Source organism: Deltaproteobacteria bacterium HGW-Deltaproteobacteria-2 (genome assembly GCA_002840505.1).
Taxonomy (GTDB): Bacteria; Desulfobacterota; Syntrophia; order Syntrophales; family Smithellaceae; genus Smithella.
In genome coordinates this window covers 47,196-59,360 of record PHBC01000003.1, presented here as the reverse complement: position 1 = coordinate 59,360, position 12,165 = coordinate 47,196, and the positions used below count along the sequence as shown (strand labels likewise).

The following is a 12,165-nucleotide window of genomic DNA, read 5'->3' as shown; positions in this document are numbered from 1 at the left end:
ATATTTTAAGGGTTTTTCGGTGATGTGTTTTTACCGCTGATTAAGCCATAACGGCGAATTTTCAAGCGTAATGTTTTACGATCAATATCCAGAATCTGAGCCGCCTTTGACTGGTTCCAGAGAGTCGCCTGAAGAGTTTGCAGAATTTTATCTCTTTCGGCAATTTCCAGTGGTGAGAGCTCATACGAAGCGTCACTTTTGACAAGCTCTTGTTGCTGCTGAAAACGAACTGGCAGATTTTCCGGCAGGATAACCGCGAAAGGAGACAGTAGAAGTGTTTGCTGAAGCATGTTTTCCATTTCTCTAACGTTGCCCGGCCAATCATAAGACATAAGTAATTCCATCGCTTCTACGGAAATGCGTACATTGGCATATCCGAATTTTTTTAGCATTGATTCAATAAGCAAAGGAATATCGTCTTTACGCTCTCTCAAAGGCGGAACACGTAAGCGTACGATAAATCTATATAACAAATCCAAACGAAAACGTCCGGCATCTACTTCCTGGTCAATATTTTTATTTGCTGCGGCAACCACGCGTACAGCAACGTGATGAACTTCATGACTTCCGATTTTCCTTATTTCACCATTTTGCATAAACCGTAAAAACTTGCCTTGCAGAGCAGTTGACATTTCTGTAATTTCGTCGAGAAAAACCGTTCCTCCTTCAGCTGATTCCAGTAGTCCGACATGTTGATGACTGGCGCCGGTAAACGCTCCTTTTTCGTATCCGAACAGTTCCGATTCCAGCAAATTATCGGGAATAGCCCCGCAATGAACTACAACAAAAGGTTTGTCCCGCCTTGAAGACATGTTGTGTAAAGATCGGGCAGTCAATTCTTTTCCTGTTCCGCTTTCACCTTCTATTAAAACACTGGCAGAGGCATCGGCGACACGAGCGATCTGTTTATAAAATTCTACCATTGGTGCGGATGACCCCAGCAACTCTTGTCCTTTGTCTGTTTCTGACAAATCAAGTTTCAGTCGTTTTTCCCGAAGCTCTCTGACTTCCAATACTTTTTTTACAATAGACCGGCAATCTTCAGGTGAGAATGGTTTGCTTATGTAATCCCAGGCGCCCAGACTTATAGCCTCCATTGTAGTTTCCAGAGAACCATAAGCGGTCATGAGGATAACGGGTAAGTCCGGCCACTTTTTGTGCACTTCACCTAGAAATTGCAAACCATCCATTTCAGGCATACGAATATCGGACATCAGCAGATCATACCGGGAGAGGTCTTGCTTTAAAGCTTCTTTAGCTGATGTATAGGATTTTACTTCATAACCATCAAGCGAAAGAGCTTCCTGCAAAAACTCACAGGCAACCGCGTCGTCATCAATTACTAAAATATGGGCCTTCATATAATTACCTGTATTTATTTTTTATAAAAGATCAATTTATAAGGTTGAATTGATTAAGGCAGGGCTGCAATAAAAAATCCCGAGAGCTTTTTACTGCCTAAAGCATCCTGAGCAATGATGTCGCACTGAATTCGTTTCTCGCCGTTTTCTTCAAATTTTTTAACCACCTCGCCACTAACGATTATTGTTGCTCGATCTTTTGTGTTTTCCATATCATCCAGATCGACTGGCTCTGCCATACTCAAAAAACGGGTGTTAAATTTTCTTAAACATTTGTTTTCGATCCAGGAAGTAACGGCTTCGCCGGCAATGCCCATAATTAACATGCCGTGGGCAATAACATTTTTCATGCCTATCATTTTAATGAAGGTCTGATCATGATGAAGCGGATTGAAATCACCGGAAGCTCCGGCATAACGGACCAGATGTGTTCTGGTAATGGGCTCGGATGTGTAAACAGGCATTTTGTATCCCACGTCAATGTCATCATAATTTAGAGCCATATTTATATTCCTATCTTTCCATTAATCTTGAGCGGGATTTGATTACCAATTCGCCCCGTTGATTTATAAATTCTGTTTCCAAAACAGTAGCCTCCACAATCATGTTTCTGCTTCCCTTTTTAAACATATCGATAACTTTCATTTTTCGGGTGATGACGTCGCCGGCGTAAATGATGCCAAAATATTCATATTCTTCTTCTCTGTGCAAAAGCCGGCTCAAATCAATACCCAAAATTTTAGCCGTTCCCATTAAACCGCCACCAGTCCAAAAAAAAGAGCAGATGGGAAAGGTCGGAGGAATCGGTATCCCTTGATATCCTGCTTTTTTTGCAGCCTCTTCATCATAGTAAATGGGATTGATTTGTTCCTTACTATCTTTTTGAGAAACAGCAATGGCAAACTCGATAATTTTATCTTTTTCTATTGTAAAAGTGTAAGCAGGGAATTCCATACCCAGCTTTGACCTGTCTGCCATAATTGCCTCCTGTAAAAATGAGTTAAATTTATATCATATTTATATCAGAATAACACGATTTAATTACAAAATTCTAATCTCAATTCTAAATCAAAGCGCTATTTTTGTTGGCTCCGATTCATCAGGATTATCGGCTTTCTCAACGAATGTATAACGAGTGATCTTTATTTTATAAGCCTCGTTTTTTAAAGAGAAAAATACTACGCCTCATTCATTACGGATTGAAATGTTGTATGAATTGGGGAAATAAGAAAAATAACAACGCGGTAGGTTATATTGATAATTAATCACTCTTTGTATTCTTTAAAATGAAGTGGCATGAAATTATTTTTAAACCGGAAATAGTGAAACGCCAATGAGTATATGAAGAAATACTGCAAAACTGAAAGATAAAATTCAGGCACAAATCATTATGCCTTGTTGTTATGTGTCCAATGCCAAGTGATTTTATCACCAGCAAGTTGAGATTTAATATAGCCGGAATTAATAAGGCTTTTTAAAGTATTATTAACTATATGCGTTTCCATATCCGTAATCTTCTGAACTTTTCTGCAAAGTATGTCAACGCTTTCATCAGAAGAATTCTTTTGAAAACTTTCTGTCGGGAAGGAACCGTAACGTTCAATGATGTCTTGTGCTAAAAGTTTGTAAATCAGATCCGTCCTTAAGTGTCCTTCAACCATGAAATTTTCCTCTGGCGTGTTTTTGCCCGTCTTGTTTTTGTATTGCTGTAAAAAATCTTCCCACCCATCATTAACTTCTTTATCATATTCAGCTACAAATTCAGCAATTTGTTCCGATGAAATTTTTGAAGTTTTTACAATTGCTCTGTTTGCATCATACTGATCCCAATCATCAGTCAAAATTTCAAGATCATACTCGTCAATATTTTCCCTTACCGTTGTACCGGGAAAAGGTGCAAGCAAATGATATCCGAAAGGTACATCTAAACTTTCGGCAAATTCTTTTGTATCCTTCAAACTTTGAGGAGATTCTCCCGGGAGCCCCGCTATAAAATATGCATGGGCGGGTAGTCCCACTTCCTTGCATATCTTTATGGCCCGCCTTGTTTCATCCAAAGTAATTTTCTTTTTGATGCGATCAAGTATTTCCTGGTTTCCCGATTCAATTCCCAAACCTACACTATCACATCCAGTGTCACGCATGATTTCCAGAGTTTCTTTATCCATTGTATCCACGCGTGAAAATGCACTCCAGCCAAATTTTAAACTCCGACGCTGAATTTCCTCGCAGACTTTTCTTGCCCTTTTCTTGTTTGCAGTAAAAAGATCATCTGCCACATTGATTCTGGTTATTCCATAAGATAAAATGTTTTCGATTTCATCGACTACCAGAGAAGGACTTCTATGGCGGACTTTCTTTCCCACCATTCTGCGACCCTGGCAAAAGATGCATTGATAAGGACAACCTCGACTTGTGATTATGCTGACAGGAAAACCCAGAGCCTGATACCGGGATAAAGACAATAGATGCCTTGCCGGAAGGGGCAACGTATCGAGATTGGAGATTAATTCTCGTGGTTCGGTAAAAATGACTTCATTGTCCTGACGAAAGGCAATGCCTTTGACATTACTCCATTTGTTCATGATCATTTTGATTAACATCAATTCCTTGATGGTTTCTTCCCCTTCTCCTATTACGATCATGTCTATTTCCGGATAGGACTGAAGAACATTAATTGCGTCAAAGGAAACATGGGGACCTCCCATTATCGTGATCACGGAAGGATTATGCCTTTTTGCAGTTCTAACAATTTCTGCTGCCGATTTAAAATTCAATGTAACCGACGTTGCACCCACTATATCAGGCTTAAATCTGTCCAGCCTTTCTCTTAGTTTGTCCGGTGTATATTGAGAAACGATGTAATCAAAAATTTCCACCTCTGCGCCAGCCGCTTCGAAGGCAGCCGAAACATAAGAAATACCCAAAGGTGGTGCCGGTGCTTCTTCCAAAGGATACGGTGGGGCAATGATGGCTACTTTCATTGATCGGACCTCTTTTTATTGCAAAATGTGACGTCAATATTATTGAATGGTATTGTTGTTAAAAAAAATAGTGGCTTGCGTGTAGTACACACAAGCCACCGGAAAAAACAATGTATTTTTGTTTTACGCTAGCATGTCTCTTCCATAGTCAAGAATACGTCTTGCTATAACAATCATCTGAATCTGCTGTGTGCCTTCATAGATATCATTGACCTTATTGTCTCTCATCCATTTTTCCAGCAAATATCTCTGAGAATATCCGATAGGTCCAAGAAGTTCAACGCATTTCTGAACAACCAGATTGCCTGCCTTTCCTCCTTTGGCCTTTGCCATGGAAGCCTCTAAATTATTCGGCCGGCCATTATCGGCCATCCATGCAGCCTTTTGTATTATGACGCGCATCATTTCCAACTGGGCTTCCATCCAGAGCATGTCTTTTTCAATAGCGCTTTGCTTAATCAGGGGTTTGTCGTACCGTATTTCTATCCCTTCTTTAGCCAGGGTTTCTTTGGTGAATTCATAGGCAGCTCTTGCGCAACCCAGTCCCAGAGCTCCAACCAATGGTCGTGAGGCATCAAAAGTTGCCATAACGCCCTTGAAACCGCCTTCGGGTCTTATCTCGGGATCACCCAATATGTTAGTTTTTGGTATTCTGCAATCCTGAAGGATCAGTACCGCAGTATCTGAAGCCCGGATACCGCATTTATGTTCCAGTTTACCTACGGTCAGGCCCGGTGTTCCTTTTTCTACTACAAAAGATTTTATTGCATTTCTGCCCTTACTCTTGTCCAGAGTCGCCCAGACTACTACTACTTCACAGCGATCACCATCCGTTACAAATATCTTTTCACCATTTAATACATATTCATCACCATCAAGTACGGCTGTCGTGCTGACGGCGCTGGCATCCGATCCGCAACCAGGCTCGGTAATAGCCATGGCGGCATACTTCTGTCCAAAACGCTCATATTGTTCATCGGTAGCGACGGCACCGATGGCTGCGTTTCCCAGGCCGGATCCGGGCAGGGCCAGCATTAATCCGACATCACCCCAGGCCAGTTCTTCCGCCCCAGTAATAGACATTGCATTTGAGCCAATCTTATCATCAGTTACTTTAATTTCCTTCTTTTCACCGCTTTTCTTCTTTCTGCCTGCTCCCATTCCACCTGCCTGCATGATAACGCGAAAAGGCTCCAGTTCCGTTGGTCTTTGATGCTCATGTTCATCATAATATCGTGCAATCGGTCTCATGATATCTTTGGCCATACCATGGATCAGATCTTTTACCTGTTTTTCCATTTCAGATTCTTTAAAGCTTATCATTTTGCTCCTCCTTCATTATAAGGCTTACGCCATTATCAGACCTTCTAACATTGAAAATGCCCTTGCATTCCTGAACCACAGCTCGATGTTATGTTCACGGATAAGACCATGGCCTCCCAACATCGACACTCCGTAGTCAGCAATCTTAAATACCTGTTCAGCGGAATATGTCTTTGTGAGATAGGAAATTCTTAGAAGCTCGTCCTTCATTGCTTCTCCCTGATCTGCTGTCCAGGCCGCCTTCCAGGTTAAAGATCTTATTCCTTCTATTTCTATGGCTGCATCGGCAAGCATGAATGCGATTGACTGACGTGTAGCGATAGGTTGTCCGAAAGCGACGCGTTCCTTTGTATACTTTATGCTGTAATCCAAAACTGCCTGTGCTACACCCACCATTGTGGCAGAAAGTCCGATACGGGAGAGACACAAAAGTCTTGTGTAATCAATTCCCTTCTCCCCGCCAAGGCAATTTTCAGCAGGAACCTTGCAATCTTTAAAGGCAACTCTGTAAAGGGGAAGAGCGTTGAGACCCATATTCTTTTCTTTTTCTACCAAGGAGACGCCCGCCGCGTTTTTATCGACGATAAAAGCGCCGGTGCCTTTGTCTGTCGAAGCAATCACGATCATGTATTCTGCTTGATCCGCCATTGGAACCAGGCATTTTTCTCCGTTTATTACATAATTATCGTTGCTCAGGACAGCTTTTGTCTTTACGTCAAACGGATCAAAGGAAATGGAGTGTTCCATGATAGCCATGGTTCCAACCTTGTATTTGTCGCCGCAAAAAGTTGGAAGATATTTTTTCTTCTGAGCATCTGTTCCCATTTCCAGAATAGGCAACACAAAGAGATTCGGCGCCATTGCCGCGAGAGACAATGAGAGATCGCCATAAGCAAGTGCCTCTGCCATAATGACATTATTAAGGCAAGACCTGTTAAAACCATAGCCACCATACTCTTCAGGTATGATATTGGCTGTAAGTCCCAAGCCCCATGTTTTTTCAAGAAATTCTGGTGGAACACGAAATTCCTCATCGCAATCCCTTGAAAGTGGTCTTAATTCATCGGCCGCGAAACTTTCCATGGATTCTTTAATCTGTCGTTGATCTTCATCCAAACTAAACGTTGACATTCCGTCCTCCTTTTTAAGCTTTTTTAATAACCAACCTTTTTAAAAAATATCTATATCAAAACCAAAAACTTTTTGATGCTGCGACAACTTTGTAACGTGGTCATTTAAAAAAAACAATCAAAAATTAAAACAAACAAAAACAGCGTGCGCAGAATTTCGTCTGTTCAAAATTTGTCACAAAATTGTTTACCGATTGGTAAGTACTAGAAAAAATAATGCGTGTCAATCTCTTTTTTAAATATTTCTATCTTTATGTTTAATATTGTGTTATGTGTTATATATAACTATATAAACAATAACTTATACAATAATAAGTTATGACTGTAAAATGTGCTGAATTAGCAAAATAAGATCTGTAAAACATTAAATATTATATTTACCACATGGTTTTATATAGATAGTGTTTAATTATGGAAAAATTAAAGAAAACAATCAGAAAACATTCTACCGCCAATGAAAAAACTGCCAGGGAAAGAATTTTACTGGCAGCCAGAGAAGTGTTCTCATCGTATTCGTTTAAAACTGCCAGTACGCGCATGATTGCCAAACAGGCTGGTGTAGAACATCCGATGATTCATTATTATTTCGGTTCCAAAGAAAAGTTATTCTATGCAATGGCCGAAGCTATTTATAATGAGACAATTCCGGCGCAGGAATCCTGGTATGAAGGCCTCGATACAATGTCGTTTAAGGAAGGGTTTTCGCTTTTCATCGACCGAATGCTTGATTACACAATGGACAAACCCGACGCTTTGCGTATAGCCGCACTTAATGCGGTTAACATTGGTAATATCGAAGAAATACCCGGTTACCGTTTTATCATTATGAGCATGGCTGCTATGAGACGTGGCATGGAAGAAAAACTTACCCTGCAGGGATCGAGCCGCGAAATAGAGATGTTCATTTATTGTTTCTACAGCCTTATGATATCATTGGTCGGAGCCAGATCATGCCAGGCCCAGATACTGAACATGAATCCTTTGGAGGAACAATATCGAACCTGGGTGAAAGACGCCAGCATGACACTCTTTTTCCCGTGGTTTAAGAAGATTCTTGTCGGCCAGTGATGGAAATTTCAAGCGAAAAATAATTATGTCGAAAATTTTTAACCTCAGTAAGTTAATCTTTTTTATCGTTGTAATAAGTATTGCGGTTGCGTGGGCGGCAGATGACGGCTGGAAGAAAATCGGAGAATCAGATGGTATTACAGGCTATGCCAGGCCAACTAGCAGAAGCAGTGTTAATGAGATAAAGGCCACAGGTTTCGTGGATGCGCCGATCGCGGTCGTCGAAGCTGTTATGCGTGATATTTCCGTAATGCCTCAATATGTATTTTTGTGTAAAGAATCTTTCATAGTCAATACCCCTGAAATGAGAAGTGAGGGGGATGTTATCTATTTCTATAGTTTGATCGATTTGCATTTCCCTGTGAGCGATCGTGATGCTGTGGCAAAAGCTTTATGGTCAGTGGATAAATCAACAGGTGCTATCTATTGCCACGCAGAAGGGATAAAAACCTCATATAATCATAAAAAAAATGTCGTACGGATGCCGTCATCTATCACTGATTGTATACTGGTACCAAAAGGCGCAGACAAAACTGAGGTTACCTATCATGTTCTTGGTGATCAAGGCGGAAGATTGCCTCATTTTCTTGTCAATATGCTCACCAAAGATTATGGCATAAGGACCATCGCCGGCCTCAGACAAATGGTGAAGAAGGACAAATTCAAGAATGTCAAAAATGTTGTCACAACCACAGAGAAACTCAAACGCTAATCCATATCCTGGAAAAATAAATTATCGAAAAAATATACAAAGACTAAAAATAAATCCGTCTATTCCTTTGCTCCGGCTTGTTTCAATATGGTTATAATTTCTCGCCAGCCTTTCTTTTTTGCTATCTTCAAAGCAGTATATTCGACTCCATCAATATTCGTTTTTACATTCATGTTAGCACCTTTTTCCAGAAGAAGTTTGACAACCTCTGTATGGCCGCCAATAGATGCCATCATCAAAGGTGTTGCGTCATTAATGTTTTGTACATTTACATCAGCACCTTTTTCCAAAAGAAGTTTGACAACTTCCGTAAGACCATTCTGCGATGCTATGAAAAAGGCGGTTGCGTTATCGGAATTGCGTACTTCTATTTTTGCTCCTTTATCTAAAAGAAGTTTGACAATCGCCGTATAAGCAGCTGGTGATGCAAACATAGTTTGATTAATCGTTATAAGGCCAGTTTTTGCATGGCCGGCTGAGGATGCCACCATTAGGGCAGTAAACCCCTGGGTATCTTTTAGATTTACATTGGCACCTCTATCCAAGAGAAGTTTGACTATTTCCGTACGGCCAGAAAACGACGCTACTATTAGAGCAGTAATTTCGTAAACACCACTTGCATTCACGTCAACACCTTTATCCAAAAAGAGTTTGACGATTTCCTTATCGCCTTTCTCCGTTGCCCACATCAATGCATTGTATCCGTAAATATCCTTTACATTTATGTCCGCGCCCTTATTCAATAGAATTTTAACGATTTCCATATGACCGCCAGAAGATGCCATTTTCAAGGCGGTTGATCCGTTGGTGCTTTTGGCATTTACATCAGCGCCTTTGTCCAAAAGAAATTTTACTACCTCTGTATGGCCTTTACTTGCAGCAATCATTAAAGCTGTTGTCCCTTCAGAAGTAGATTTTGTATTTACAGCGGCACCTTTCTCTAAAAGAACTTTGACGACCTCAATATGCCCATTTCCTGATGCCCGCATTAAAGACGTTTCGCCGCGAGTCACATCTCTTGTATTAACATCAGCTTTCTTATCTAAAAGGATTCTGACAGTATCGGCATATCCGTTGTCTGCTGCGTACATCAATGCATTATAGCCGGTGGTCGTTTCTCTAGCATCAATACTTGCACCTTTATCCAGAAGAAGTTTGACGACTTCCGTATGACCATAATCTGCCGCCCATATCAGTGAGCTGAATCCGTTTTCATTTGTTATATTTATATCGGCACCTTTATCCAAAAGGAGCTTTACTACCTTTGCATGGCCACCGGAAGATGCCCACGCCAGAGCAGTTAAATTGTTTTTAGCATCCCTAAAATTTATATCAACGTTCTCGTTCAAAAGAAGCTTAACAATTTCTGCATGGCCTTTTTGTGATGCCAATATCAGAGCATTGGCGCCGCTGATTTTTTCTGTTTTGTTCAGGTCGGCACCTTTATTCAAAAGTAGTTTAACAACCTCTGTGTGACCGCTTTGTGATGCCAAGATCAAGGCGGTTGCCCCATCCTTATTAGCTGACATATTTACATCGGCACCTTTATCCAAAAGAATTTTAACAACTTCGGTATAACCTTTTTGTGACGCCATCATAAGGGCGGTATAGCCGTTAGCGGTCTCTTTTATGTTTACGTTAGCTCCTTTTTCCAGAAGGCGTTTAACGATTTCCGCATAGCCTTTATCCGATGCCCATATTAACGTAGGGTAGCCGGTTAGGATTTCTATTTCATCAGCGTTAGCGCCTTTATCCAAAAGGAGTTTTACTATATCGGTGTGACCATTTTGCGATGCCACTACCAGAGCCGTAAATCCATTAGGAATATCTTTTATTCTTACATTAGCGCCCCTATTCAAGAGAAGTTTGACGACTTCTTTATGACCTTTTTCTGATGCCGCTATTAAAGCTGTTGTACCTTTTTCCATACCGAACTCATATTTTTTTACCACCAGGGCATTGATATCTGCGCCTTCCGCAAGTGCGCTTTGCACACCTTGCAGATTGCCTGTTTCCGCTGCTTGAATCAATTTATCATTTTTGTCTGATATGCCTGCCTCGGCAAAAATCACTGACATCAGAAGAATGCAAAAAACAAAAGACAGTATTCGTTTCATGGGATATTCCTTAATAATTTATTTGTCCGGTGCTTTTGTATAAATGAAGATTGTTCAATAAAAATATTTTGTTTTGTAAATTATTCAAAATCAGATGTCAAATTAAATATTGTACCCGACCTGCGGATTAAGGTGAAGATATTGTCTTTAAAACTTCTCATGTACGTTCGAAGTGACAAAGAGACAGTTGTGTGACCGGGCAATAGTTAAAGTAAACTTACCCTCTGTTCTTCTTGCGCCGGTAGATTGTTCTCTTGCCTGTATTCGTCCAATCTGTTAAATATTCTTTCATGGCAAATGAGTCTACGAACTGGTACTTCATGGAACAGAATTGGCGTGGGATGAGTGTCATGCGCGGTCCCTTTACGACCAGTCAGATACAAGCGTTTCTAAAGACTGGTGAAATTACCGGGAGTACGCTAATTCGTTATGGCAGCACGACTTTATGGCGGCCACTGCGTGACCGACAGACATTTGCTGCGATGGTCGGGGAAGTCGAAGTGAAGCGCGCAAGATCAGAGTTCTGTACAAAGTATGGGACAGGAATTATCATAGTTGCTCTTATTGCGGGTGTGGTTATTTATACACAGATACAATCGCCCCGTTACTTGTTCAAGTCAGGTAATTTTGTTGGAAACCCTCTCTCCTCTCAGAAGGTTCTTACCGCCGACAATCCTGTCGGACGCCGTGCGTCGCGGGAAGTACTTACCCGGGAGGCAATTATCATCCTTACCAATAATGCCCGTGTTCTCAATAGACTACCGGCTTTGAGAACGAATCTACTCCTCAATACCATTGCGGAATCAAGAGCAAAGGATATGCTCGAGAAACAGTATTTCGCCCATGTTTCTCCCACGGGCCAGCAAGCCTCCGATATAGCTCAGAGTGTAGGCTACCAGTATAAGATCATAGCGGAGAATATTGGAAACGGTGATTTCTACACAAATAAAAAGATCGTCGATGGCTGGATGCAGAGCCCCGGTCACAGGAGAAATATCCTCTCTTCGGAAGTGGAAGAGATCGGTGCCGCAGTATTGAAAGGAAAAATGAACGGCATGGAAACGTATATCTCCGTGCAGATATTTGGCCTTCAATCGCCGCCTGTTTCGCAGCGTACATGCGTTGCGCCCTCAGAGAGTCTTCTCAATGATATCGAACTCAAGAAAGCAGAGATTAATAGCCTGAATGACCAGATTGACAGTATAAAACAAGAACTCGATGCGGAGAATGAGTCCATCGCGACAGACCAAAGATATACTTATGGCGACTCGCGGAAAATCCATAATCTTAATGTCAAGATCAGCGCATACAATGAAAAAAGTCGCTGGTATAATCGATTAGTGGCAGATACGCAGGGTAAAGCAGCCGTACTTGAGTCTATGGTTAATAGGTATAACAAAATGCTGCAAATGTATAACGATTGCCGCGCATCGAATTGATCTTTATTTGCCAAAGAGAATCGGCGGATAT

General features: G+C 41.1%; 10 protein-coding genes. 3 read left to right on the top strand and 7 right to left on the bottom strand.

The genetic code is table 11. The features are described 5' to 3' along the window. Positions 1 to 5 precede the first annotated feature (5 nt). The 6 genes from CVU62_07200 to CVU62_07175 form a co-directional block, all read right to left on the bottom strand. On the bottom strand, positions 6 to 1,361 hold the full coding sequence (locus tag CVU62_07200; protein PKN37512.1) for a hypothetical protein: 1,356 nt from the start codon (positions 1,359 to 1,361) through the stop codon (positions 6 to 8). Between the two features lie 53 nt (positions 1,362 to 1,414). Continuing rightward, on the bottom strand, positions 1,415 to 1,864 hold the full coding sequence (locus CVU62_07195; protein ID PKN37511.1) for a hypothetical protein: 450 nt from the start codon (positions 1,862 to 1,864) through the stop codon (positions 1,415 to 1,417). A gap of 10 nt (positions 1,865 to 1,874) precedes the next feature. Continuing rightward, entirely contained in the window at positions 1,875 to 2,339 is a 465-nt protein-coding gene (locus CVU62_07190) for a MaoC family dehydratase (protein PKN37510.1), read from the bottom strand. A 410-nt stretch (positions 2,340 to 2,749) separates the two neighbouring features. Then, positions 2,750 to 4,345, bottom strand: a complete 1,596-nt coding sequence (locus tag CVU62_07185; protein ID PKN37509.1) for a B12-binding domain-containing radical SAM protein — start codon at positions 4,343 to 4,345, stop codon at positions 2,750 to 2,752. A gap of 123 nt (positions 4,346 to 4,468) precedes the next feature. Beyond that, complete coding sequence (locus CVU62_07180; protein ID PKN37508.1) at positions 4,469 to 5,668, bottom strand: acyl-CoA dehydrogenase; 1,200 nt, start codon at positions 5,666 to 5,668, stop codon at positions 4,469 to 4,471. Between the two features lie 24 nt (positions 5,669 to 5,692). After that, positions 5,693 to 6,799, bottom strand: a complete 1,107-nt coding sequence (locus CVU62_07175; GenBank protein ID PKN37507.1) for an acyl-CoA dehydrogenase — start codon at positions 6,797 to 6,799, stop codon at positions 5,693 to 5,695. A 410-nt stretch (positions 6,800 to 7,209) separates the two neighbouring features. Here CVU62_07175 and CVU62_07170 point away from each other — a divergent pair, with 410 nt between their 5' ends. Continuing rightward, complete coding sequence (locus tag CVU62_07170; protein ID PKN37506.1) at positions 7,210 to 7,866, top strand: hypothetical protein; 657 nt, start codon at positions 7,210 to 7,212, stop codon at positions 7,864 to 7,866. Then, positions 7,853 to 8,578, top strand: coding sequence for a hypothetical protein (locus CVU62_07165; protein ID PKN37505.1), 726 nt, complete (start codon positions 7,853 to 7,855; stop codon positions 8,576 to 8,578). The genes CVU62_07170 and CVU62_07165 overlap by 14 nt, the downstream gene beginning before the upstream one ends. A 59-nt stretch (positions 8,579 to 8,637) precedes the next feature. Here the strand turns inward: CVU62_07165 and CVU62_07160 are convergent, their stop codons facing one another. Further along, positions 8,638 to 10,695: a hypothetical protein gene (locus CVU62_07160; GenBank protein ID PKN37504.1), complete on the bottom strand. Its 2,058-nt coding sequence runs from the start codon at positions 10,693 to 10,695 to the stop codon at positions 8,638 to 8,640. Between the two features lie 254 nt (positions 10,696 to 10,949). Between CVU62_07160 and CVU62_07155 the strand changes: the two genes are divergently transcribed. Continuing rightward, complete coding sequence (locus CVU62_07155; GenBank protein PKN37503.1) at positions 10,950 to 12,134, top strand: hypothetical protein; 1,185 nt, start codon at positions 10,950 to 10,952, stop codon at positions 12,132 to 12,134. Positions 12,135 to 12,165: the final 31 nt, after the last annotated feature.